The sequence below is a fragment of the Acrocarpospora macrocephala genome, assembly GCF_009687865.1.
GTDB classification, from domain to species: Bacteria; Actinomycetota; Actinomycetes; order Streptosporangiales; family Streptosporangiaceae; genus Acrocarpospora; species Acrocarpospora macrocephala.
Genome location: NZ_BLAE01000028.1, coordinates 101,720 through 125,560, shown reverse-complemented (window position 1 = coordinate 125,560; position 23,841 = coordinate 101,720). Strand labels below are relative to the sequence as shown.

Below are 23,841 nucleotides of genomic sequence, written 5' to 3'. Positions count from 1 at the left end.
TTCAGCACCAGATTGGCCTGGAACGCTGGCACTCCACCGCCCGAGCAGGGAGGCGAGGGCGAGACCGGCGGGGCATATCGCGGTGACGCCGCCCTCGGCTGATTCCAGGAAGACCGCAGACGACGAAGCCGCCTGAGATCTACTCGGACGCGAGGGTGACGCGGACGCTCGCTGATTCGAGGTGTTTGGACCATTCGGCGGTGATGGAGTCGGTCACCAAATCGTCTACGGCGTCCCAGTTGAGGGTGCCTACTCGGGCGCGGTGGTCGAATTTGCTGGAGTCGGCGACGACGATGGTGCGGGTGGCGCGGCGGACCATGACCTGGGCGACCTCCGCGTCGACGAGGCTGTTCCAGCGGACTCCGGATTCGAGGTCGAGGCCGTCGCAGCCGATCACGGCGAAGTCGGCGGTGAACTGGTCGAGGGCGGCGGTGGCCATCGGGCCGCTGGTGGCGAAGGACGAGCCGCGCAGGGTGCCGCCGATGACGATCACCTCGAAGACGCCGACGCCGGCCAGGCGTTCGGCGACGTTCAGGGCGGTGGTGGCCACCCAGAGGGGGTCGCCCTGGCTGGCGAGTTCCTCGCAGAGCGCGAATGTCGTGCTGCCGTCGTTGATGAACAGGGCCGAGCCGGTGGGGATCAGCCCGGCCGTCGCGACGGCGATCATGCCCTTGTTGCGGGCGTTGCGGCGGCGGCGGAGGGTGAACGTCTCGTCCAGGGTGCTGGCGACGGGGACCAGGGACGCGCCGCCCCGGGTGCGCCGGATCAGGCCCTGGCCTTCCAGGGCCGCGAGGTCGCGGCGCACGGTGGCCGGGCTGGCGGCGGTGACCGCCTGGATCTCGTCCAGCGACGCGGTCTCCTGCCGCGCGAGCAGGTCCAATACGTGCGCGTAGCGCTCTTCGGCGCGGCGCTCCGCCGTCGATCGAACCCCAGTCGATCGCTCATCTTCGCTCAAAGCGTTGTCTCTCGTGATTGAAGCTGATTCAATCTGTCGCATTGATCCTACTTCGCGGAGGTCACGCGATGGGCCAGCCACTGCAGCAGGACGACAGCGTGCTCGCAGGCTTCGGCTACCAGCCGGAGCTCAAGCGGGTCCTGAAGTCGTTTTCCAGTTTCGCGATCGTCTTCTCCTTCATCTCCGTGTCAACGGGCATTTTCGCAACCTACGGACTCGTCATCAACGGCGCGGGTCCGCGCGGCATCTGGTCCTGGCCGATCGTCTGCGCGGGCCAGCTGCTGATCGCGCTGGTCATCGCGGCGCTCGCCGGGCGCATCCCCATCTCGGGCCTGTCCTACCAGTGGATGAGCCGCCTCACCAACCCCTCGCTCGGCTGGATCCTCGGCTGGGCCTTCCTCGGGTACGGCCTCATCACCGCCGTGGCCGTGAACGTCGTGCTCGCCAACGCGGTCGCCCAGATGTTCCTGGTGACCCTGGACACGGCGGCGCTGACCCTGGTCGTCATCGGCATCACGGTCGTGCAGGCCGCGCTCATGATCGCCTCGACCAGGATGACCGTCCGCGTGAACAACCTGGCGGTGTGGACCGAACTGGTGTCGGTCGCCGCTTTCGGGATCGTTCTCGTCGCCGTCGGGCTGGCCTCCGGAGGCGGCGAGGGCGTGCACAACCTGACCTCGACCTCCCCGGTGGACGCGACCGGCTACTGGGCGCTGTTCGGACCCTTCGCCGGCACGGTCGTGCTCGGCGCCTTCACCTTCACCGGCTTCGACTCCGCCGCGGCGCTGGCGGACGAGACCCAGAACCCGCAGCGCGCGGTGCCGCTCGGCATCATCCGGGCGTCGGTCGCGGCGGCCCTCATGGGCCTGCTGTTCCTCATCGGCATCACCGTGGCCGGGCAGGGCGACTGGGCCGCCATCGGCGCGGCCGCCTCCCCGGTCGGGCACATCGCCCAGGATCGGCTCGGTTCGGTGCTGGGCAACACCTTCATCGTCTTCGTCGCGATCGCGATCTTCGCCAACAGCATGCTGCAGACCATGGTGGCCAGCCGACTGATCTGGGCGATCAGCCGCGACAACCGTTTCCCCGGCAGCTCGATCTTCCACCGGGTCCAGAAGTCGTCCGGCACGCCCGCGAACGCGATCATGCTCGCCACGCTCATCGAGATCGTGGTCATCGTCGGGTTCACCACGTTCAGCGACCTCATCGTCGCCTCCGTGCTCATCCCCGTCGGCGTGTACGGCGTGATCAGCGTGGCCTACCTGTTCCGCAGATCACGCTTCCCCGTCCTGCCGGGAGCCTTCTCGCTGGGGCGCTTCGATCTGGCCGCGGCGCTGGGCGCGTGCGCGTGGACCGTGCTGATACTGGTCCTGGTGATCGGCCGCGAGGAGAATCACAAACCGGCGCTGGTCGCGGCCGGGGTGTTCGCGAGTGGCCTGATCTGGTGGGCCGTTCTCCGGTTCACGGCTCCGCGGCGATTGCTTCACGAAGGAGAACGCGCGAAATGAGCATCCGTGTCTACGCGGGCGTCGACCAGGGGACCACGAGCACCTTCACCGGGCTCTACGACGAGGAAGGCCGCTGCGTGGCCTCGGCCCGGCGGCGATCGGCCACCTCGCATCCGCGTCCCGGCTGGGACGAGCAGGACGGCCTGGCGCTGCTCGCGGCCATCGAGGACACCGTCGCCGAAGCCCTCGCGCGGGTCGAGGGCGGCGCCGAGCTGGCCGGGATCGGGCTGGCGAACCAGGGCGAGAGCGTGATCGCGTTCGACCGCAGGACGGGGGAGCCGCTGTCTCCGGCGATCCTCTGGTCAGATCGCCGGGCGACCGAGGTGGTCGAGCCGATGGCGGGCACGCCGCAGCAGGACGAGCTGGAGGAACGCACCGGGCTGCCGCTGGATCCGTACTTCTCGGCGGGGAAGATCGCGTGGATGCTGCGGAACCTTCCCGGCGTTCAAGAGGCGGCCGGGCATCTCGCGGTGGGCACGCTCGACAGTTTCTTCATCTACCACCTCACCGGGGGCGAGTTCATCACAGATCCATCCACCGGCAGCAGAACCCAGCTGATGGATCTCGACACGCTCGAATTCGACGAAGGTTGCGCAGGGGCGTACGGGATAGACATCCGCACGCTCCCTCGCATCGTGGACACGATCGTCAGCGAGCCAATATCGACGCGCCTCGGCGCGCCGCTCTACGCGAGTTCCTGCGACCAGCAGGCCGCGCTGGCCGCCGTCGGCGGCATCAGCGCTGGCGACGTCAAGGTCACGTACGGCACCGGCTGCTTCATCGAAGCCAACGCCGGACCCAAACCCCGGCGGCCCGGAAACGGCCTGATGCCGACATTCGCCTGGTCGATGGGCCAGACCAGGGCGTGGGCCATCGAAGGCGGCGTGTTCACGGCCGCGACGGCGGTCGACTGGCTGGTCTCGCTCGGCCTCGCCCCGGACGCCGCCGCCGTGAGCGCGCTGGCCGCCGGCGGGGACCCGGGGACCATGTTCCTGCCGAGTTTCAGCGGCATCGGCGCGCCCTGGTGGCGTCCCGGCGCGGCGGGCGTGCTGTCCGGTCTGCGCGCCTCGACCACCCCCGCCGACATCGCCCGCGCCGTGCTCGAGGGGGTGGCCAACCGGGTCGCCGATGTGATCGACGCCGTCGAACGGGAGCAGGACCCGCCCGAGGCGCTGCGCGTCGACGGCGGTCTGAGCGCCAGCGCCACCCTGCTGCAGCTCCAGGCCGACCTGTGCGGGCGCGCGGTCCTCCCGGCCGTCAACCGGGACAGCACCGCCGCCGGAGTCGCCGGGTTCGCCGCCATGGGGGCCGGTGAACTCGACCTGCCCGGACTCGCCGCCCGGGCCGCGTTCCACCCGCCGGTCGCGCCGCGCCGCGACGCCGCCTGGCGGGAGGAGCACCGGGCCCGCTGGCGCCGTTTCGTCGCCGCGACGCGCGGCATCGATCCCAGTGAACTCGAGGTCTCCCGTTGACTCATGACGTCGCCATCATCGGGGCCGGAGTGATCGGCTCCGCCATCGCGGCGCGGCTGTCGCGCTGCCGGTTGCGCGTCCTGTGGCTCGAAGCCGCCCACGACGTGGCCGAAGGCGCGTCCAAGGCCAACTCCGGCATCGCGGGCACCGGCTACGACATGCCCACGGGAACGCTCGAATCCGACCTGGTCCTGGCCTCCCGTGACACCTGGGAATCGACCTGCGAAGCCCTCGACGTCCCGTTCGAGCGGGTCGGCTCCCTCTCGTTCGCCTTCGACGAGGACGACCTCGCGAAAGTGGAGAAACTCGCCGAACAGGCCGCCAACGCGGGCGCCCGGTTCGAGGTGCTCGACGGCGCGCGGCTCCGCGAAACCGCCGCCGGGATGGCCCCGGACGCGCTGGCCGCCCTGCACGTGCCCGGCGAGGCCGTCGTCGACCCGATCCGGCTGACCATCGGCCGGGCCCGGCTCGCCGTCACCAACGGGGTCGACCTGCGCTGCTCGACCCCGGCCACCGGCTTCCTGCACGATCGGGACGGGCGCGTCACCCATGTCGTGACCCCTAAGGAGACCTTCGCGGTCGGCGCGGTCGTCAACGCGGCCGGAGTCAACGGCGACGTGATCGCCCGCGCCGCCAAGGCGGAATCGTTTGAGATGTGGCCGCGCAAGGGCATGTTCCTCCTGCTCGACCGGGCGGTCGGGGAGCGGGTCACCAAGATCCTCACGACCATCCCGACCGAGCACACCCGCGGCGTGCTCGCGGTGCCGACCACGAACCGGACGGTCCTGGTCGGGCCCACCGCCACCGACGAAACCGACAAGACCGACAAGACCACCGACGAGGAGACGCTCGACTGGATCTGGCGGCGGGCCGGCAACCTGATCCCCGCCCTGTCCCGCGACCACGTCATCAAGGTTTTCGCGGGCCTGCGCCCCGCGGCCGACCGTACCTACCGCATTGAGGTGTCCGCCCAGGTCCCGAACCTCGTGCACGCGACCGGGATCCGCTCGACCGGCGTGCAGTCCTCCCCGGCGGTCGCCGATCTGGTCTGCTCGCTGCTCGAATCCATCGGCGTCCCGCTGACCCCGCGCCTGGATTCGCGGGTACGGCTCCCGCGCGTCCCCCGCCTGGCCGAGCTGTCCAGCGCGGACGCGGCCTCGCTCGCGAATTCGACGGTGGTGTGCGCGTGCGAGCACGTGACCGCCGCCGAGATCCAGGCGGCCTGCACGGGCGTCGTGCCGGCCCGGTCACTCGACGGCGTACGCAAACGCACCCGCGCCATGGCCGGACGCTGCCAGGGCGCCTACTGCTCGGTCGGGGTGGGATTCATCCTGTCCGTCCAGCACGGATATGAACCGTGGAACGTCCCGCAGGGCGAGCCGGGTTCGGAATGGGGGGTCGGCGGTGCCTGAACCGGCGCACATCGTCGTCGCCGGGTCCGGCCTGGCCGGGCTGGCCTGCGCCGCGGCGCTCGGACGGGAAGCGCGCGTCACCGTGTTCGAGCGGCTGCCCGTCATCGGGGGTGAACATTGGGAGGATCGCGCGCACAGCGACCTGCGGGCCAAGGCGGAGGCGCGAGGCGTCGAGTTCGCCGCCGGGACGCAGGCGGTGCGGTGGGAGGGGGACCGGCTGCTGGCCGTCGGCCAGTCCGGCGGGCTCCACCCGGCCCGCGCGCTGGTCGTCGCCACCGGTCATCGTCCCCGTACCCGGGCGGAATCCCGGGTGGACGGCGCGCGCACCGGGGGAGTGATCCCGGCCACCGTCGCGGCCCACCTGTTGGCGCAACGGGTCATCCTTGGGCGGAACGTGGTGATACTCGGTGCCGGGCGATGGGCCAGGGAGGTCGCCGTCGGAGCCCTCAGAGCCGGAGCGTGCACGGTTCTCGGCTCGCCCTGGCTCGACTTCCCGGCCGCCGCCGAGGTCCTGCCCGGTGTCCGGGTCGTACGCACGCTGGGGATGCCCAGGATCCAGTCGATCGAGGTCTCCGACGGCGAACGCACCTGGACGCGGGCGTGCGACTCGCTCGTGCTCGCCGACGGCCATGTCCCGTACCGCAACGTCGACGGAGCCGTGCTCGACCGCCCGGGAGTGATCTTCGCCCAGGACCTGGCCGACGACGAACCCGGCTGGTCCCCGATCGAGGCGGGAATCCAGGCGGCCACCCTGGCCCTCCAGCAACGCGCTCCCCGTGACCACGTCCCGACGACCCTACGGATCGGACACCCATGAAGGTCTCTTCGCCGGTAGGCACATTCCCCTTCACCTTCGACAAGATCCGACTACACGGGTCCCGAATCACCGTCCACGGACATATGGGCGCCTGGCCCTCGGAGATCGAGGTCGGACTCGAGGACGTACCCAAGGCGGCGTGGCTCGCCCTCGGCGCGGCCGCGCTGGTAGCGGCGTTGGCGATCTCTCGCCGCCGCCGCGCCTGACCCTATGCCCACGGCGGGGTCAGGCGGCCTGCCAGGCGGCGAAGGGCGCGTTCATCGGGTCGCCGAAGACCGCGAAACGGCCGGTGCCGGGGACGTCGACCGGGCCGAGCAGCACTCTGCCGCCGAGGCCGAGCGCCTGGTCGATGGTGGCGTCGAGGTTGGCGGTGCCGAAATAGACGAGCCAGCGCGGCGGGATCTCGGCCGGGAACCGGTCGTCGATGCCGAGCATCCCGGCGACCGGGCTGCCCTCGGACAACATGGGCGTGTACTGCTTCGCCGGGATTCCGGGAGTCCACCCGAAAACCTTCCCGTAGAAGCTCTTCGCCTCTTCCACGTCGTTGGTCACCAGCTCGAACAGGTTGACCGAACCCGGCTCGTTGATCAGCTCGGCGCCCTCGTGCTGGTCGGCCTGCCAGACCCCCACGTACGCGCCGGTCGGATCCTGGAAGACGGCCACGGTCCCCTCACCCGTGATCTCCATGGGCTCGGCCACGATGTTCGCCCCGGCTTCCCTGGCCAGCTCCACGCTCTTCGCCGCGTCATCGGTGGCGATGTAGATGTTCCACAGGGTGGGCGATTCGGGGCCCATGGTCGAGCCGATCCCCGCGACGGACTTGTCCCGGCGGTAGAACTGCCCGTAGCCGCCGATCTCGTCGAACTCGATGGTCCAGCCGAAGATCTGCCCATAGAACCCGACCGACTCATCGACATTCACCGTCGACAGATCCACCCAGCACGGCATCCCCGGCCGATACTTCGTGATCACTGCCATACCACCCCTCCTTCGCGTGGCCCTATATGGCTCCGACGCCCCAGAACCCCCGAAAAATCCTGCTTTTGCGCGATCTCGTCGAAGGGTTTACTCCGGAGGCCCGGATGTCCGGGAGGGATCAACGACAGGCAATCGCCCCATGAAGCGCCCGGTTCGTGGGAGCGGAGCTCACCGCTTGCGGGGCTGGTTGAAGCGCAGCATGTTGCCGGCGGGATCGCGGAAGGCGCAGTCGCGGACGCCGTACGGCTGGTCGATCGGCTCCTGCAGCACCTCGGCGCCCGCGGCGCTGATGCGCTCGAAGGTGGCGTCGCAGTCGTCGGTCTTGAAGATGACGCCGCGCAGCTGGCCCTTCGCCAGCAGTTCCGCCATGGCCTCCTTGTCGGCGGGCGAGGCGTTCGGGTTCGCGAGGGGCGGTTCGAGGACGATGTCCACGTCGGGCTGCGACGGCGCTCCGACGGTCACCCAGCGCATCCCCTCGAACGCGACGTCGTTGCGCACCTCGAAGCCGAGAACGTCCCGGTAGAAGGCGATCGCCTTGTCGTGGTCGTCGACTGCGATGAAGCACGTTGAAAGCTTGATGTCCATGCGTTTCACGATACGGGCCGGTCAGCGGGCTTCGCTTCTCCGTTCCTGACCGGTCGCGTGAAGATCTTGGCGACGCAGGCGGGGATGGCGGCGCCCTCGTCATGGCGGCGGGCCCGATAGGAGCTCGGGCTCTCGCCGACCAGCTCGGTGAAGCGCGAGCTGAATGACCCCAGCGAGGTACATCCGACCGCGAAGCAGACCTCCGTCACCGACAGGTCACCCCGCCGCAGCAGCGCCTTGGCCCGCTCGATCCGGCGTGTCATCAGGTAGCTGTACGGCGTCTCCCCGAAGGCGGCGCGGAAGCTGCGGGAGAAATGGCCCGGCGACATGACGGCGACGCGCGCCAGCGCCGGAACGTCGAGCGGTTTCGCGTAGTCGCGGTCCATCGTGTCTCGGGCCCGGCGCAGCCGGACGAGGTCCTCCAGCGTCACGCGACCAGCATCGCACAGCGCCGGTGTCGGCCGCAGTGGAGGCTTGGCTGCTCGAAAGCGTAGAGCGCCGAGGACGAGCCGCACTTGAGTCGGAGGGCGTCAGGGTGACGCGATGCGGCCGAGGCCTGGGGGGATTTCGGCCGCGGCGGTGCGGTCGAGGAGGAAGAGGGTGCGCTGGCGGCCGCGGGCTCCGGCGCCGGGGGCTTGGAGGCGGCCCGCGGTGAGGGCCAGGTGGACGGCGCGGGCCTTTTCCGCGCCCGCGGCGACGACCCAGACTTCGCGGGCGGCCTGGATGGCGGGGAAGGTGAGGGAGATTCTGGTGGGCGGGGGTTTGGGGGAGTGGTGGACGGCCACCACGGAGCGTTCCTCCTCGTAGAGGGCCGGGTGGCCGGGGAAGAGGGAGGCGACGTGGGTGTCGGGGCCGAGGCCGAGCAAGAGGATGTCGAAGGACGGCACGGGGCCGTGGTCCTCCGGGTAGGCCGCTTTGGCGAGCTCGGCGGCGTAGGAGTCGGCGGCCTCCTCGGCGGTCTGGCCGGAGTCGGCGGGGGCCATCGGGTGGATCCGGGACGGGGTCAGGTCGACCTGGTCGAGCAACGCCTCCCGGGCTTGGGTTTCGTTGCGTTCCGGATCGCCGGCGGGCAGGAAACGTTCGTCCCCCCACCACAGGTCGAGGTTTCGCCAGTCGATCGCGTCCCGGGCGGGGGTGGCCGCCACGGCGGCGAGGGTGGCGATGCCGAGCGTGCCGCCGGTGAGGACGAGGTGGGCGGAGCCGCGGGCGGCCTGCACGTCCACCAGGCGGGTGATGAGCCTGGCGGCCACCGCCTCCGCCAGCACGTCGGCGTTCTGGTGCACGAGGACGTTCGGACCACTCACGAGTTCTTCCTTAGCTACCCGAATACGGCGAGGGCCGGGTCCCGTGAGACCCGGCCGCACGTTCACTTCGTGCCGTTGGCCAGATGGCGGAGCGCCGAGGCGTAGATCTCATCGGGGTCCAGGCGCCGGAGCTCCTCGGCGATGAGCTCCGAGGTCGGGCGGCGGGCCAGCGCCACCCGGCGGTCCGGCTGGCCCGGGCGGGACAGCGTGGCCAGGCGGGCGTCCGACCGGGTCAGGGTCAGGTCGCCGCCGGAGGCCAGCGTCAGCCGTACCGCCGTAAGGCCGGGACCGGAGGATTCGCCCACCTGGATGGGCGCCCCGAGGCGTTCCGACAACCACGACGCCAGCAGGACGGCGCTGGCGTGGCCGCGGGACGCCTCCACGATGCCCTTCTTGACCTTGCCGACGTTCTGGTCGAACGCCGCCGCCAGCAGCGAGCGCCAGGTCGTCAGCCGGGTCCACGCCAGGTCGGTGTCGCCGGGCACGTAACCGCCGGACCGCCCGGTGATCGCCTTCACCGAGTCCCTGGCCGCGTGCGCGTCGGTGATGCGGCGGCTGGCCAGCTTGCCGACCTTGTCCTCGGCGGGGACGTCGGGGCTGGCGCCCGGCCACCAGACCACCACGGGCGTGTCGGTCAGCAGCAGCGGGCTGATCACCGACTCGGCGTGCTTGGTCAGCTGGCCGTACAGGCGCAGGAGCACGACCTCGCCGGGGGAGGACTCGCCGACCCGCAGTTCCGCGTCGAGCCGGTTGGGCTCGTTCGGGTCGCGCCCGATCACCACCAGGATCCTGGACGGGTGCTCGCGGGCCGCGTCGGTGGCGGCGCGGACCGAGTCGTACTGCCCGGCCTCGTCGCAGACCACGACCAGCGTGAGCACCATGCCCACGGCGGGCGCGCCCATCTGGTGACGCAGCTTGGTGAGCGTCGAGGAGATCTTCGACGCCTGGGTGTCGGTCAGGTTGAAGCTGGTCACAGCCGCCTCCAGACACGTCCGTCGCGGGCCAGCATGGCGTCGGCCGACGGGGGGCCCCAGGTTCCGGCCGGGTAACCCTCGGGACGGCCGTGCGTCGCCCAGTAGTCCTCGATCGGGTCGAGGATCTCCCAGGACAGCTCCACCTCCCGCTGGTGCGGGAACAGCGGTGGGTCGCCGATCAGCACGTCCAGCAGCAGCCGCTCGTACGCCTCAGGCGAGCTTTCCATGAACGACTCGCCGTAGGCGAAGTCCATCGACACGTCCCGGACCTCCATGGCCGTGCCCGGCACCTTCGACCCGAACCGCACGGTGATGCCCTCATCCGGCTGAACCCGGATGACGAGCGCGTTCTGCCCGAGGATCTCGGTGTCGTCCTTGCTGAACGGCAGGTGCGGCGCCCGCTCGAACACCACGGCCACCTCGGTCACCCGGCGGCCGAGGCGCTTGCCCGCGCGCAGGTAGAACGGCACGCCCGCCCAGCGCCGGTTGGCCACCTCCAGCCGGATCGCCGCGTAGGTGTCGGTCATGGAGTCGGCGGGGATGCCCTGTTCCTCCAGGTAGCCGATGACCGACTCGCCGCCCTGCCAGCCCGCCGTGTACTGGCCGCGGGTGGTGCCCAGGCCCAGATCGTCGGGCAGCCGGACCGCCTTGAGCACCTTCTCCTTCTCCCGCCGCAGCGAGTGGGCGTCGAAGGAGGTCGGATCCTCCATCGCGACCAGCGCCAGCAGCTGGAGCAGGTGGTTCTGGATGACGTCCCTGGCCGCGCCGATGCCGTCGTAGTAGCCGGCCCGGCTGCCGATCCCGATGTCCTCGGCCATGGTGATCTGTACGTGGTCGACGTAACCCCGGTTCCAGATCGGCTCGTACAGCGTGTTGGCGAAGCGGAGCGCCAGGATGTTCTGGACGGTCTCCTTGCCCAGGTAGTGGTCGATCCGGAAGACCGAGCTCTCCGGGAAGACCGCGCTGGTGATCGCGTTCAGCTCCTGCGCGCTCTTCAGGTCGTGCCCGAACGGCTTCTCGATCACGACCCGGCGCCAGGAGCCCTCGGGGGCCTGGGCCAGGCCGGTGCGCTTGAGCTGCTCGACCACGGTCGGGAAGAACTTCGGCGGGACCGACAGGTAGAAGGCGTAGTTGCCGCCGGTGCCGCGGGTCTCGTCGATCTCCTTGAGCATCATCGCGAGCACGTCGAACGCGCCCTCGTCGTGGAACTCGCCCGGGCAGAAGTGGATGCCCTCGCAGATCTGCTTCCAGACCTCGTCCCGGAAGGGGGTGCGCGCGTACTGCTTGACCGCCTCGTACGTGACCTGCGCGAAGTCCTCATGCGCCCAGTCCCGCCGGGCGAACCCGACCAGCGAGAACCCGGGCGGCAGCAGCCCCCGGTTGCCCAGGTCGTAGATGGCGGGCAGCAGCTTGCGCTTGGCCAGGTCCCCCGTCACCCCGAACAGCACCAGCACGCACGGCCCGGCGACGCGCGGCAGCCGCTTGTCCCGGGGGTCACGCAGCGGATTGTTCTCGAACGCCTCCGCGGTGGTGGCGGTGGCCGCCACTGCGGCCGCGGCCGTGTGCGCCTCTTCCGCGATCGCGGCCTCCGCTTTGCCCCCAGTGTTTCGTGCCATTGCTCAGAGCTCCTCGGCGACGGCGAGCAGATGGGCGACCCCAGCCTCCCGATCGGTCAGATGCAACCGTAGAGCAGGCCGGTTACGGGACCGTAGCGCCCCGATGTCCCCCAGGGCCTGCGCCAGTTGCAACTGCCCCAGCGTGTACGGCTTGCCCGGCACCGCCACATCGTCGGAAACCGCGCCGGTGATCTGCAGGAACACCCCGACCTGCGGCCCGCCCTTGTGATACTGCCCGGTCGAGTGCAGGAACCGGGGCCCCCACCCGAAGGTGACCGCGTGCGTGGTCCGGTAGTCCAGCAGCGACCGCAGCGTGGCCACGTCGGCGGCGGCCCAGGCCTCGGCCGTCTGCTCGAAGTCGCCGGAGCCGAGCGCCGCCGCGTCGAAGGCCGCCTCCCGGTCCAGATACGCCATGATCGCGAGGTACCCCTCGGACGGGATCGCGTGCAGCAGCGCGGTCAGCGCGTCGGCCAGGTTCCTGGGGTGGCCGTGCAGCTCGCCGTACACCTCGACCGGGCCGTCGACCAGCAGGGGCGCGCCGATCTCCGGAGCCGACTGCAGGATCTTGGCGGTGTTCTCCTTGGATTCGGCCACGTTCGGCTGGTTGAACGGGTCGATGCCGAGGACTCGCCCGGCGATCGCCGTCGCGTACTCCCAGACCAGGAACTGCCCGCCCAGCGGGCCGTCGACCCGGATGTCGCCCTCGGCGCCGATGTTGACCACGAACTGGTCCTGCGCCTCGGCCGCCTCCGCGCCGACCACCGGCAGGATGCCCGTGCCGGACTTGCCGGTGGATTCGGCGATCAGCTGCTCGATCCAGTCGGGCAGGCCGTTGATGTCGGACAGGCTGTCGCGCAGGATCAGCTTGTCCTTCCCGGCCAGCGCCATCGCGCCGAGCAGCGCGCCGAGCTCCAGGCCGGGGTTGCCCTCGTCCTGGGCCAGCGAGCCCTGGATGGCGGCCGCGTCGTCGAGCAGCCGCTCCACGTCCGCGCCCGCCAGCGCGCTCGGCACCAGGCCGAACGCGCTCAGCGCGCTGTAGCGGCCGCCCACGTTGGGGTCGGCCAGGAACACCTGGTATCCGGCCTCGGCGGCGGCCTTCTCCAGCGGCGAGCCCGGGTCGGTGACGACCACGATCCGCTCGGCCGGGTCGATCCCGGCGTCCCGGAACGCCTGCTCGTAGATCCGGCGGTGGCTGTCGGTCTCGACCGTGCCGCCGCTCTTGCTGGAGACGACCACGATCGTGTGATCGAGCCGGTCGCTCAGGGCGCGCCGCACCTGCCCGGGGTCGGTGGTGTCCAGCACGGTCAGCGGCACGTCCTCGGTGGCGCAGATGACCTCGGGGGCGAGCGAGGAGCCGCCCATCCCGGCCAGCACCACGTGGTCGAGCCCTTCGGCCCGCACCCGCTCCACCAGCTTGGCGATCTCCGGCAGCAGCTCCCTGCTGGTCCGCGGCAGCGTCAGCCAGCCGAGCCGGATCTCCGCCTCGGCCCGCGCGTCCGGACCCCACAGCGTGGCGTCCCCGGCCGCGAGCGCCGCGGGGACACCGTCCGCGACCAGCTGGGCCTTCACGTTCTGGACGGCGCCGGCGGCGTCGCCCAGAAACACCTCAACGGTCATGATCAGGCCTTCCCCAGCTCGGCCTGGACGGTGTTGAGCAGCTCCTGCCAGGACGCCGCGAACTTCTCGACACCCTCGTCCTCCAGGACGCGAACCACGTCGTCGTAGTCGATGCCGGTCTCCTTGAGCGCGGCCATGGCGTTCCAGGCCTGCTCGTAGAAGGGCCGGATGGTGTCGCCGGAGATCTTGCCGTGGTCGGCGGCGGCGTTGAGGGTCTTCTCCGGCATCGTGTTCACGGTCCCGGCGGTGACCAGCTCGTCCACGTACAGCGTGTCCGGATATTCCGGGTTCTTCGTGCCGGTGGAGGCCCACAGCGGCCGCTGCGGCCGCGCTCCGGCCGCGCGCAGCGCCTGCCAGCGCGGCGTGTTGGTGACCTCCTCGAAGGCCGCGTACGCCAGGCGGGCGTTGGCCACCGCGGCCTTGCCCTTCAGCTCCAGCGCCTCCGGCGTCCCGATCTTGTCCAGCCGCGCGTCCACCTCGGTGTCCACCCGGCTCACGAAGAACGAGGCCACCGACTCGATCCCGGCCAGCGGGATGCCCTTGGCCTGCGCCTGCTCCAGGCCGGTCAGCCAGGCGTCCATGACCGCGCGGTACCGCTCCAGCGAGAAGATCAGCGTGACGTTGACGCTGATGCCCTCCGCGAGCGCTTCCGTGATCGCGGGCAGCCCCTCCACGGTGGCCGGGATCTTGATGAACAGGTTGGGCCGGTCCACCAGCCACCACAGCGCCCGCGCCTCGGCGATCGTCGCCGCGGTGTCCCTGGCCAGCCGGGGGTCCACCTCGATCGAGACCCGCCCGTCCACGCCGCCGGTCGCGTCGTAGACCGGGCGCAGCACGTCGGCCGCCCACCGGATGTCGAACGTCGTGATCGCCCGCACCGCCTCGTCCACCGAGACCTTGCGGATGGCCAGGTCGTGCAGCTGCGTCTGGTAGGCGTCGCCCTTGCTCAGCGCGCCCGCGAAGATCGTCGGGTTGGAGGTGACGCCGGTGACGCGCTTGTCGCGCATCAGCGCGGCCAGGTTCCCGCTCTTGAGCCGCTCCCGGCTGATGTCGTCCAGCCAGATCGACACCCCGAAACCGGTCAGCTTGTTGAGGTTCTCGCTCATGTCTAGTTTCCCGTCGTCTCGCCGGGGTCGCCGCCCAGCTTCGCGATACTGCCCTTGGCCGCGGCCACCACACGCTCGGCCGTCAGGCCGAACTGCTGATACAGGGTCTTGTACGGCGCGGACGCGCCGAAGTGCTCCAGGCTCACCACGTTCCCATGGTCTCCCACGAACTCCCGCCAGCCCAGCGCGATCCCCGCCTCGACCGCGACCCGCGCCTTCACCGCCGGCGGCAGCACGGTCGTCCGGTAGGCCAGATCCTGCGCGTGGAACCACTCCACGCACGGCATCGACACCACCCGGGTGGGAATGCCCTCCGCCTCCAGCAGCTCGCGCGCCTCCACGGCCAGCTCCACCTCGCTGCCGGTGCCGATGAGCAGCACCTCGGGCTGCCCGGTGGAGGCCTCCGCCAGGATGTAGCCGCCCTTGGCGACCTTGGCGGCGTCGCCGGTGCCCTCGTAGACGGGCAGGTTCTGCCGGGTCAGCGCCAGCGCGGCCGGGCGGTCCTTGTGCTCCAGCACGACATGCCAGGCGGCGGCCGTCTCGTTGGCGTCGGCCGGCCGGACCACGTCCAGGCCGGGGATGGCGCGCAGCGCCCACAGCTGCTCGACCGGCTGGTGGGTCGGGCCGTCCTCGCCGAGGCCGATCGAGTCGTGCGTCCACACGTAGGTGACCGGCAGCTTCATCAGCGCGGCCAGCCGGACCGCTGGCCGCATGTAGTCGCTGAACACCAGGAACGTGCCGCCGTACGGCCGGGTGCCGCCGTGCAGGGCGATGCCGTTGAGGATCGCGCCCATGCCGTGCTCGCGGATGCCGAAGTGCAGCGTCCGGCCGTACGGGTTGCCGGGGAACTCCTTGGTCTGGAACTCCTCCGGGATGAAGGACGGCTGGCCCTTCATCGTCGTGTTGTTGGATTCGGCCAGGTCGGCGGAGCCGCCCCAGAGCTCGGGCAGGACCGGGCCGAGCGCGGACAGCACCTCGCCGGACGCCTTGCGGGTCGAGATCGAGGAGCCCACCTCGAAGCCCGGCAGCGCCAGGGACCAGCCGTCGGGCAGGGTCCTGGTGGCCATCCGGTCGAACAGGGCGGCCCGGTCCGGGTTGGCGTCCCGCCACTCCAGGTAGGACTTCTCCCATTCGGCGTGCGCGGCCCTGCCCCGGTCCACCACGTGGCGGGCGTGCTCCAGGAGGTTGTCCGGGACCGCGAAGTGCTGCTCCGGGTCCATGCCCAGCACCAGCTTGGTGGCGGCCACCTCGTCGGCGCCCAGCGCGGAACCGTGGATCTTGCCGGTGTTCTGCTTGTGCGGCGCGGGCCAGCCGATGATCGTGCGCAGCCGGATGAACGAGGGCCGCTCGGTCTCGGCGCGGGCCGCCTCCAGGGCCTCGTTGAGCGCGTGGACGTTCTCCACGTACTCCCCGGTCTCGGTCCAGTCGACCGTCTGGGTGTGCCAGCCGTACGCCTCGTAGCGGGCGACCACGTCCTCGGACAGGGCGATCGTGGTGTCGTCCTCGATCGAGATGTGGTTGGAGTCGAACAGCACGGTCAGGTTGCCCAGCTGCTGGTGCGCGGCCAGGGCGCTGACCTCGTGGCTGATGCCCTCCTCGATGTCGCCCTCGGAGGCCACGCACCAGATGTGGTGGTCGAAGGGGGAGGCGCCGGGTTCGGCGGCCGGGTCGAACAGGCCGCGCTCGCGGCGGGCCGCCATGGCCATGCCGACCGCGTTGCCGATGCCCTGGCCGAGCGGGCCCGTGGTGGTCTCGACGCCGGCCGTGTGGCCGTGCTCGGGGTGGCCGGGGGTGAGGCTGTCCCACTGGCGCAGGCCGCGCAGGTCGTCCAGCGTCAAGCCGTACCCGGACAAGTAGAGCTGTATATAGAGCGTCAGGCTGGAATGCCCGCACGAAAGGACGAATCTATCCCTGCCCACCCATGTCGGGTCGGACGGGTCATGTCGCATGGTCTTCTGGAAAAGAAGGTAAGCGGCGGGGGCGAGGCTCATCGCGGTGCCGGGATGGCCGGAACCCGCCTTCTCCACCGCGTCCATCGCCAGGGCCCGCACCACGTCGACGGTCCGCCGATCGAGGTCGCTCCACTCAAGGCTTGCGCTGCTCAACTGCTCGATCCCCTCTGATTTTTTCGCGCCGGTTTGGCAATTCCCGCCCACACGGGACCTTAACGGGTCGGGTGTCGTACCGTTCGGTAGACCACCGTGTATCCGCCCTGGATCCGCGCTCGATCCGACCTGAGCAGCCCCGATTCAGGGACCGCCGGTTCCCCGGACTACAGTGAGTCCTCAAGTTGCCGGCGGCTGTCCGGAGATCCGCTCTAATCAGAGGTTACGCGTTGACCCCGCACGTGCTGGAAGCGCCTTGACGGTGCTGACGAACAACCCGACGATGGCCCCGGCAGGGGCCGCGAGAACGGCCCGCCGCACCGTCGGCGAGGTCCTGCGGGCCTATGTGGCGCTGACCAAGCCGCGGATCATCGAGCTGCTGCTGATCACCACGCTGCCCGTCATGTTCCTGGCCGCCCGCGGGCTGCCCGGCCTGTGGCCCGCCACCTGGACGATGCTGTTCGGCACCCTCTCGGCCGGCAGCGCGAACGCGCTCAACTGCTACATCGACCGGGACATCGACGAGGTGATGCGGCGCACCCGCCGCCGCCCGCTGGCCCGCCACCAGGTCTCGCCGCGCGGCGCGCTGATCTTTGGTGTGATTTTGGGCGCGCTGTCCACTCTTGGCCTGGCCTTGACGGTCAACTGGCTCGCGGCGTGGCTGTCGCTGGGCGCCATCCTGTTCTACGTGCTCGTCTACTCGATGATCCTGAAGCGGCGCACGTCGCAGAACATCGTGTGGGGCGGCATCGCCGGCTGCATGCCGGTGCTGATCGGCTGGGGCGGGATCACCGGCGAGCTGGCCTGGGCGCCCGTGGTGCTGTTCGGCGTGGTGTTCTTCTGGACGCCGCCGCACACCTGGACGCTGGCCATGCGCTACCGCGAGGACTACGCCGCCGCCGCCGTCCCGATGCTCCCCGTGGTCGCCTCCGACCGGGTCGTCGTCCGCCAGATCATCGCCTACACCTGGGCGACCGTGCTCTGCTCGCTGCTGCTGTGGCCGATCGCCCAGACCACCCCGCTCTATCCCGCCGTCGCCGCCGTCCTCGGCGCCGCCTGCCTGTTCGAGGTGTACGCGCTGCGCCACCGCCTCAACGCCGGCAAGACCGGGGTCGACCTGCGGCCGATGCGGTTCTTCCACTGGTCCAACATCTACCTGGCGCTGCTGTTCCTGGCCGTGGCCGTAGACTCGCTCCTGGTCTGACGAGAATCGTCAGAGGATAATCTTGGTCACCGGGAGCGGACAGGACGTTGGGGGTCGGTTACGCTCGCGGAATGGCGAGCCTTGATCCGCGCGCGGTGCTGAGGGAACGCCCGTCGGTCGGCCTGATTCTCGGTCTCGTCGTGGCGGGGATCTGTGCCCTGGTGTCGTTCTCCTTCGACATCCTCAACGGGGATCCGGTGCAGTTCTTCATCGCCCTGGCGCTGGCCATCGCGCCGGTGCCGCTGCTGCTCGCGGGCGTGCTGGCGCTGGACCGGATGGAGCCGGAGCCGCGCAGCAACCTGATCTTCGCGTTCGCCTGGGGCGCGGGCGTGGCCGTGCTCATCGCGGGCATCCTCAACTCGCTCAACCTGATCTACGTCGAGAACCGGCTCGGGGACGCGGTCACCGCCCGCAACTACGTCGCCACCATCGGCGCGCCGGTGGTCGAGGAGACGATGAAGGGCCTGGTCCTGCTCGGGCTGCTGCGCTTCCGGCGGCAGGAGCTGGACGGCCCCACCGACGGCATCATCTACGCCAGCATGGTCGGCCTCGGCTTCGCGATGTCGGAGAACGTCAGCTACTACCTGGCGGCGCTCGCCGACAACGGCCCCGAGGGCCTGGCCGCCACCGTGGTGCTGCGCGGGGTGCTGTCGCCGTTCGCGCATCCGCTGTTCACGTCGATGATCGGCATCGCGGTGGCGTACGCGGCGCTGCACAAGGGCGCGGGCTGGGTGGTCCTGCTCGGGTGGCTTGGGGCCATGGTGTTGCACGGGCTCTGGAACGGCCTCGCCTCCTTCGGCGGGTTCCAGGGCCTGGCGGTGGCCTACCTGCTCCTGATGGCGCTGCTCGTCGTGGAGCTGTGGGTGATCGTCCGCGACCGGAAGCGGATCGTCGGGCTCATCCAGCACTACCTGCCGCCGTACGAGGCGAACGGGCTCATCAACGCCTCCGACATCTTCATGCTCTCCTCGCTGCAGAAACGCCGCCAGGCCCGGCAATGGGCCAAGGCGCACGGCGGCAAGGCCGGGGTGCGGGCCATGAGCGACTACCAGCTCGCCGCCACCGAGCTCGGCCTCCTCCACGAACGCGCCGTCCGCGGCGGCGTCAACGAGCCCGACTTCCGCGCCAGGCAACGCGCCTTCGCCGACCTCATGGCCTACGCCCGCACCAACTTCCCCATTCCGGAACGCCACCAGGCCTCCGCCGCCCGCGGCGTCCCCCCGCCCGGCTACGCCCCCGGCGCACCCCCGAACGTTCCCCCGGGCACCCAGTACCCGCCGCCGGTCTAACGTGATTCCGCGTGGGCGAACACGGGTCCGGCGCCCACCAGGGCGCCGCGGTCGCGCATGAGGAACACCACCCGCAGGGTGGCGATCCAGACCAGGGTGGAGCCGAGGACGTGGAGGCCGACCAGGAAAGCGGGGACGGCCAGGAAGTACTGGACGTAGCCGATGACTCCCTGGGCGAGTTCGACCAGGAAGAGGGTCAGCGCGGCGCGGCGGGCGAGGCCGGGGGCGTTGGTGACGTGGAGGGCGAAGGCCAGGGCGATGGTGAGGCCGACGGCGACCCAGACGAGGTCGGCGTGGATGCGGGCGACGGTCTCGATGTCGAAGGCGAAACGGGAGGCGGCCTCGTCGCCGGAGTGAGGGCCGGTGCCGGTGACGACGACGCCGGCGACCAGGAGGGTGAGGACGGCGCCCACCAGGACGAAGCCCAGGGTGCGGATGTCGCGGTGGACCAGGCGTTGCGGGGGGTTGTCGGCTTCGCCGGAGCGGGCGTAGAGGGCGAAGGCGGCGGCGATCATGCCGATCGAGATGAGGAAGTGCACGCTCACGGTGACCGGGTTGAGGGCGCTGCGGACGACCAGGCCGCCCCAGAGGCCCTGGGTGAGCACGCCGAGCGGCTGGAGCACGGCCAGCCTGACCAGGGCGGGGCGGCGGGGGGTCAGGCGCAGGGCCGCCAGGAAGCAGGCCACCGCGACCGCGAGGACGAGGAAGGTGAGCATGCGGTTGCCGAACTCGATCGCGGTGTTGATCGGGGAGATCTCGGGGTGCGCGACCGGGATGAAGCTGTCGGGGGTGCATCTCGGCCAGGTCGGGCAGCCGAGGCCGGAACCGGTCAGCCGGACGGCGGCGCCGGTGACGGTGATGCCCGCGTTGACCACGACCGCCGCGAGGGCCCATGAGCGCATGCTTCGCTGGGTGGGGGTCCAGAACGACTGATGGAGGGAGCGCAGGTTCACGCCTGACATCGTAGGTGGCCAGGGGTGCGGTCCCCGTTTCGCCCTCTTGCGAAGGCATAGTGGAATGTGACATTTTACTTCCATGCCGGACGTGGTGGTGATCGGAGCGGGGGTCGTGGGGGCCGCGTGTGCCTACTATGCGGCGCGGGCCGGGTTGAGCGTCGTCGTGGTGGATCAGGGGACGGTCGCGGGCGGAACCACGGGGGCCGGCGAGGGCAATGTCCTGGTTTCGGATAAGGAGCCGGGGCCTGAGCTGGATCTGGCGTTGTTGTCGTCCGGGCTCTGGGCGGAGCTGGCCGCGGCGGTCGGGGGGTTCGAGTACGAGCCGAAGGGCGGGCTGGTCGTCGCCGAGACGCCCGAGGTGCTGACCGCGCTGACCGGGCTCGCCGCCAAGCAGGAGTCCAGCGGGGTGCGGGCCGCCGTGGTGGATCCGGAGGAGTACGAGCCGCATATCGCGCGCGGGCTGGCGGGTGCCGTCTTCTACCCGCAGGACGCCCAGGTCCAGCCCATGCTCGCCGCCGCCCGCCTGCTGCGCGCGTCCGGCGCCGAGGTTCGTACGGGGGTACGGGTGACCGGTTTCGCCCGATCGGGAGACCGGGTCACCGGAGTCCGGACCGATGAGGGCGAGCTGCGCGCCGGAGCCGTCGTCAACGCCGCCGGGACCTGGGCGGGCGACGTCGCCGCCCTGGCGGGGATCAACCTGCCGGTGCTGCCGCGACGCGGCTTCATCCTGGTCACCGAACCGCTCCCCGAGCCGCTGATCCGGCACAAGGTCTACACGGCCGCGTACGTCACCAACGTGGCCAGCGAAGACGAGGGCCTGGAGACCTCGGCGGTCGTGGAGGGCACCCCGGCGGGAACGATCCTCATCGGCGCCAGCCGCGAACGAGTCGGATATGACCGAAATATCGCCTATCCGGTTCTCGCCCGGCTGGCCGAGCAGGCGATCGCGCTGTTCCCCGCCCTCGCCGGCAAACAAGCGATCCGCGCCTACTGCGGCTTCCGCCCCTACTGCCCCGACCACCTCCCCGTCATCGGCCCCGACCCGCGCGCCCCCGGCCTCTACCACGCCACCGGCCACGAAGGCGCGGGCATCGGCCTCGCCCCCGCCACCGGCCTACTGATCTCCCAGCTCCTCACCAGCTCTTCCGGCCAACTGGGCTCTTCCGACCGCCCTGTCCCTTCCAGCCGATTCGGCTCTTCCAGCGGATCCGATCCCTCCGACCCCTTCGCCGAATTGAGCGAATCCGGTGGATTGGGAGGGTCCGGCGACCGACTGGATATAGACGTTTTCCCGTTCCGTCCCGAGAGGTTCGCATGACCGCCCCCTTCGAGATCGTCTTCTCCGGGCGGCCCATCCCGGTTCGACCCGGCCAGACGATCGGCGCGGCTCTCCACGCCGCCGGAATCCGATCCTGGCGCACCACCAGGATCAACGGCCGCCCGCGCGGCCTGTTCTGTGGCATCGGCGTCTGCTTCGACTGCCTGCTTACCGTCAACGGCGAACCCAACGTCCGCGCCTGCCTGACGGTGGCCCACCCCGGGGACGAGGTGACCCCGTCATGAAATATGACCTCATAATCATCGGGGGCGGCCCGGCCGGGATGGCGGCAGCGGGCACCGCGGCCCGAGCGGGACTGGACGTCGCACTAATCGACGCCGCTCCACAGCTCGGCGGTCAGTTCCATCGCCAGCCGCCGCCAGACTTCGGTGTATGGAAGGAAACCTCGTGGGATGGGGCGACCGGCGACCGGCCTCATCGGGGTGGCGGTGCAGGCGGCGAGTTCCAGCTAGGCGGGCACGCGGGTATCGAGGTCGGGCGGGGTGGCCGCGCGGGCGGCGGGCCTAAGCCAGGCGGCGGGCCTAAGCAAGGCGGTGGACCTAAGCCAGGCGGTGGGTCTGGACTGCCCGTTTCCGTGCCTTCACCCAGGCGGGACTTTCTGCGGCTTCGTGATCGTCTGGCTGGGGTGGATCTTCATCTGGGGCGCCGGGTGTGGGCGGTGGAACCTTCGTTCTCGGTGCACCACGACGGTGGGACGCTGGCGGCCGAGCGGTTGCTGATCGCGACGGGGGCGCACGATCGGGTGGTGCCGTTTCCCGGCTGGGATCTGCCCGGGGTGATGACCGGTGGGGGCGCGCAGGCGCTGCTCAAGGGGAATCTTGTGGTGGCTGGGCGGCGGATCGTGGTGGCGGGGACCGGGCCGTTCCTGCTGCCTGTCGCGGCTGGGCTCGCCGCCGCTGGTGCGCACGTTGTCGGGGTGTTCGAGGCGGCTCGCCGGGTGGGTGCATTGGCGCGGTATCCGGCCAAAGTCCTCGAAGGTGCCGGTTATGGGGTACAACTGGCGCGGCATCGGGTGCCGTACCACCGGGGACAGGCCGTCGTCGCGGCGCATGGGACCGATGAGCTCACGAAAGTCACCGTTGCGAAGATCGACGCGGAGTGGCGGGCGGTCAAGACGCGGGACATCGAGTGTGACGTGCTCGCGGTGGGCTACGGGTTCGTGCCGCAGCTCGATCTGCCCGTGCAGCTCGGATGCGCGACCACGCGGGACTCCGATGGCAGTCCCATCGTGGCCGTCGACGCGGAGATGCGGACCTCGGTTCCCGGCGTGTACGCGGCCGGGGAGACCACCGGCGTCGGCGGCGCGGAGCTGGCCGAGCTCGAAGGGGTCATCGCCGCGCACTCGATCACCGGCACGCCCGTCCCGCCCGGAATCGCGCGGCGGAGGGAGCGGGCGTGGGCGTTCGCGCGGCTGCTGCACGAGGTGTTTCCCGTCCGGGACGGCTGGCGGAGCTGGCTGCGGGAGGACACGATCGTCTGCCGGTGCGAGGAGGTTCCGTACCGGGCGATCGGCGAAGCGCAGGAGCTGGGCGCCACCGACGCGCGGTCGATCAAGTCGCTGGCCCGGCCGGGCATGGGCTGGTGCCAGGGCCGGATGTGCGGGTACGCCGTCGCCCGGCTGGCCGGGGAGGACCCGCCACCGCCGCGCCGCCCGATCGCGCAGCCCATCAGCTTGCAGGACCTGGCCGCCTACCCATTGAGGAGATCCAACGATGACACGTGAGAAGCCGTGGCGCGGCGTGATGGTGGCCACGGCGCTCCCACTAAAAGCTGATTTGTCCGTAGATTTCGATGCCTTTGGCGAGCATTGCCGGTGGCTGGTGGCGTCCGGCTGTGACGGTGTCGTGCCGAACGGGTCGCTGGGGGAGTACCAGACGCTGACCGCCGACGAGCGGGCCCAGGTCGTGCGCACCGCCGTCGCGGCCATCGGCGCGGACCGCGTCATGCCGGGCATCGCCGCCTATGGCGCCCAGGAGGCCAGGCGCTGGGCCGAGCAGGCCGGGGAGGCCGGCTGCGGTGCGGTCATGCTGCTGCCGCCCAACAGCTACCGCGGCGACGAGCGCGCCACGATCGAGCACTACCGGATCGTGGCCGAGGCGGGCGTGCCGATCGTCGCCTACAACAACCCGATCGACACCAAGATCGACCTGACCCCGGCGTTGCTGGCCCAGCTGTACGCCGAAGGCCTGATCGTGGCCGTCAAGGAGTTCACCGGCGACGTCCGCAGGGCGTACGAGATCGCGGAGCAGGCGCCGGGCCTGGACCTGCTGGTCGGCTCCGACGACGTGCTGCTCGAACTGGCGCTGGCCGGCGCGGTCGGCTGGGTCGCGGGCTACCCGAACGCGCTGCCCGAGGCCACGGTGCGCCTCTACCGGGCGGCCATGGCCGGGGATCTGGGCGTCGCGCAGCCGCTGTATCGTGCGTTGCATCCGCTGCTGCGCTGGGACGCCAAGATCGAGTTCGTCCAGGCCATCAAGTTTTCCATGGACCTCGCCGGACGGCCGGGCGGCGGCTGCCGTCCGCCCAGGCAGCCGCTGCTGCCCGCGCAGGCGGCGGCGGTCCGGGCGGCGACCGAGAAGGCACTCGCGGAAGGACTGCGCTGAC

General features: G+C 70.7%; 22 protein-coding genes. 11 read left to right on the top strand and 11 right to left on the bottom strand.

The features are described 5' to 3' along the window. Positions 1 to 139: 139 nt before the first annotated feature. Positions 140 to 955 carry a DeoR/GlpR family DNA-binding transcription regulator gene (locus Amac_RS24330; protein ID WP_218041252.1) on the bottom strand — a complete coding sequence of 272 codons (816 nt, stop codon included), beginning with the start codon at positions 953 to 955 and terminating at the stop codon, positions 140 to 142. A gap of 68 nt (positions 956 to 1,023) precedes the next feature. Between Amac_RS24330 and Amac_RS24325 the strand changes: the two genes are divergently transcribed. From Amac_RS24325 to Amac_RS24305, 5 genes are read left to right on the top strand one after another with little or no spacing between them, the layout of a single operon-like run. Beyond that, a complete protein-coding gene (locus tag Amac_RS24325) occupies positions 1,024 to 2,463 on the top strand; it encodes an APC family permease (RefSeq protein ID WP_155356699.1) in 1,440 nt (479 codons plus the stop codon). Then, complete coding sequence (locus tag Amac_RS24320) at positions 2,460 to 3,935, top strand: FGGY family carbohydrate kinase (protein WP_155356698.1); 1,476 nt, start codon at positions 2,460 to 2,462, stop codon at positions 3,933 to 3,935. The genes Amac_RS24325 and Amac_RS24320 overlap by 4 nt, the downstream gene beginning before the upstream one ends. Continuing rightward, positions 3,932 to 5,347: an NAD(P)/FAD-dependent oxidoreductase gene (locus Amac_RS24315; RefSeq protein WP_155356697.1), complete on the top strand. Its 1,416-nt coding sequence runs from the start codon at positions 3,932 to 3,934 to the stop codon at positions 5,345 to 5,347. Before Amac_RS24320 ends, Amac_RS24315 begins: the two co-directional genes overlap by 4 nt. Then, on the top strand, positions 5,340 to 6,164 hold the full coding sequence (locus Amac_RS24310; protein ID WP_218041251.1) for an FAD-dependent oxidoreductase: 825 nt from the start codon (positions 5,340 to 5,342) through the stop codon (positions 6,162 to 6,164). Before Amac_RS24315 ends, Amac_RS24310 begins: the two co-directional genes overlap by 8 nt. Beyond that, the gene (locus Amac_RS24305; RefSeq protein WP_155356695.1) at positions 6,161 to 6,370 is read left to right on the top strand and encodes a hypothetical protein; all 210 of its coding nucleotides are present in this window, start codon (positions 6,161 to 6,163) and stop codon (positions 6,368 to 6,370) included. Before Amac_RS24310 ends, Amac_RS24305 begins: the two co-directional genes overlap by 4 nt. A 19-nt stretch (positions 6,371 to 6,389) precedes the next feature. Here Amac_RS24305 and Amac_RS24300 read toward each other — a convergent pair whose 3' ends face one another. From Amac_RS24300 to tkt, 9 genes are all read right to left on the bottom strand, one after another. After that, positions 6,390 to 7,142, bottom strand: coding sequence for a VOC family protein (locus Amac_RS24300; protein WP_155356694.1), 753 nt, complete (start codon positions 7,140 to 7,142; stop codon positions 6,390 to 6,392). Between the two features lie 168 nt (positions 7,143 to 7,310). Beyond that, positions 7,311 to 7,727 (bottom strand): VOC family protein, encoded by a 417-nt coding sequence (locus Amac_RS24295; RefSeq protein WP_155356693.1) that lies wholly within the window; start codon positions 7,725 to 7,727, stop codon positions 7,311 to 7,313. Between the two features lie 5 nt (positions 7,728 to 7,732). Further along, entirely contained in the window at positions 7,733 to 8,113 is a 381-nt protein-coding gene (locus Amac_RS24290) for a helix-turn-helix transcriptional regulator (protein WP_246268644.1), read from the bottom strand. 144 nt (positions 8,114 to 8,257) lie between these two features. Continuing rightward, positions 8,258 to 9,031: a 6-phosphogluconolactonase gene (pgl, locus tag Amac_RS24285; RefSeq protein WP_155356691.1), complete on the bottom strand. Its 774-nt coding sequence runs from the start codon at positions 9,029 to 9,031 to the stop codon at positions 8,258 to 8,260. Between the two features lie 62 nt (positions 9,032 to 9,093). After that, entirely contained in the window at positions 9,094 to 10,005 is a 912-nt protein-coding gene (locus tag Amac_RS24280) for a glucose-6-phosphate dehydrogenase assembly protein OpcA (RefSeq protein WP_155356690.1), read from the bottom strand. Continuing rightward, positions 10,002 to 11,621 carry a glucose-6-phosphate dehydrogenase gene (zwf, locus tag Amac_RS24275; protein ID WP_155356689.1) on the bottom strand — a complete coding sequence of 540 codons (1,620 nt, stop codon included), beginning with the start codon at positions 11,619 to 11,621 and terminating at the stop codon, positions 10,002 to 10,004. The genes Amac_RS24280 and zwf overlap by 4 nt, the downstream gene beginning before the upstream one ends. Before the next feature lie 3 nt (positions 11,622 to 11,624). Then, positions 11,625 to 13,238: a phosphoglucose isomerase-related protein gene (locus Amac_RS24270; RefSeq protein WP_155356688.1), complete on the bottom strand. Its 1,614-nt coding sequence runs from the start codon at positions 13,236 to 13,238 to the stop codon at positions 11,625 to 11,627. A 2-nt stretch (positions 13,239 to 13,240) separates the two neighbouring features. Then, a complete protein-coding gene (tal, locus tag Amac_RS24265; protein ID WP_155356687.1) occupies positions 13,241 to 14,344 on the bottom strand; it encodes a transaldolase in 1,104 nt (367 codons plus the stop codon). A 2-nt stretch (positions 14,345 to 14,346) separates the two neighbouring features. Then, positions 14,347 to 16,380 carry a transketolase gene (gene tkt, locus Amac_RS24260; protein ID WP_373869836.1) on the bottom strand — a complete coding sequence of 678 codons (2,034 nt, stop codon included), beginning with the start codon at positions 16,378 to 16,380 and terminating at the stop codon, positions 14,347 to 14,349. Between the two features lie 325 nt (positions 16,381 to 16,705). Here tkt and Amac_RS24255 point away from each other — a divergent pair, with 325 nt between their 5' ends. Continuing rightward, the gene (locus tag Amac_RS24255; RefSeq protein WP_373869835.1) at positions 16,706 to 17,653 is read left to right on the top strand and encodes a heme o synthase; all 948 of its coding nucleotides are present in this window, start codon (positions 16,706 to 16,708) and stop codon (positions 17,651 to 17,653) included. A gap of 71 nt (positions 17,654 to 17,724) precedes the next feature. After that, entirely contained in the window at positions 17,725 to 18,942 is a 1,218-nt protein-coding gene (locus tag Amac_RS24250) for a PrsW family intramembrane metalloprotease (protein WP_155356686.1), read from the top strand. On the opposite strand, the gene Amac_RS24245 is transcribed toward Amac_RS24250, so the two are convergent. Further along, positions 18,939 to 19,904, bottom strand: a complete 966-nt coding sequence (locus tag Amac_RS24245) for a COX15/CtaA family protein (RefSeq protein ID WP_155356685.1) — start codon at positions 19,902 to 19,904, stop codon at positions 18,939 to 18,941. The two genes, Amac_RS24250 and Amac_RS24245, sit on opposite strands and share 4 nt — an antisense overlap. A 73-nt stretch (positions 19,905 to 19,977) precedes the next feature. On the opposite strand from Amac_RS24245, the gene Amac_RS24240 reads away from it, so the two are divergent. Genes Amac_RS24240 through Amac_RS24225 form a run of 4 tightly spaced genes read left to right on the top strand, consistent with a single transcriptional unit; the run spans position 19,978 to position 23,840 of the window. Beyond that, positions 19,978 to 21,216 (top strand): NAD(P)/FAD-dependent oxidoreductase, encoded by a 1,239-nt coding sequence (locus tag Amac_RS24240; protein ID WP_155356684.1) that lies wholly within the window; start codon positions 19,978 to 19,980, stop codon positions 21,214 to 21,216. Then, complete coding sequence (locus tag Amac_RS24235) at positions 21,213 to 21,461, top strand: (2Fe-2S)-binding protein (RefSeq protein ID WP_155356683.1); 249 nt, start codon at positions 21,213 to 21,215, stop codon at positions 21,459 to 21,461. The genes Amac_RS24240 and Amac_RS24235 overlap by 4 nt, the downstream gene beginning before the upstream one ends. Continuing rightward, positions 21,458 to 22,960, top strand: coding sequence for an FAD/NAD(P)-dependent oxidoreductase (locus Amac_RS24230; protein ID WP_155356682.1), 1,503 nt, complete (start codon positions 21,458 to 21,460; stop codon positions 22,958 to 22,960). The genes Amac_RS24235 and Amac_RS24230 overlap by 4 nt, the downstream gene beginning before the upstream one ends. Beyond that, on the top strand, positions 22,950 to 23,840 hold the full coding sequence (locus Amac_RS24225) for a dihydrodipicolinate synthase family protein (protein ID WP_155356681.1): 891 nt from the start codon (positions 22,950 to 22,952) through the stop codon (positions 23,838 to 23,840). Before Amac_RS24230 ends, Amac_RS24225 begins: the two co-directional genes overlap by 11 nt. The last annotated feature ends 1 nt before the right edge of the window (position 23,841 follow it).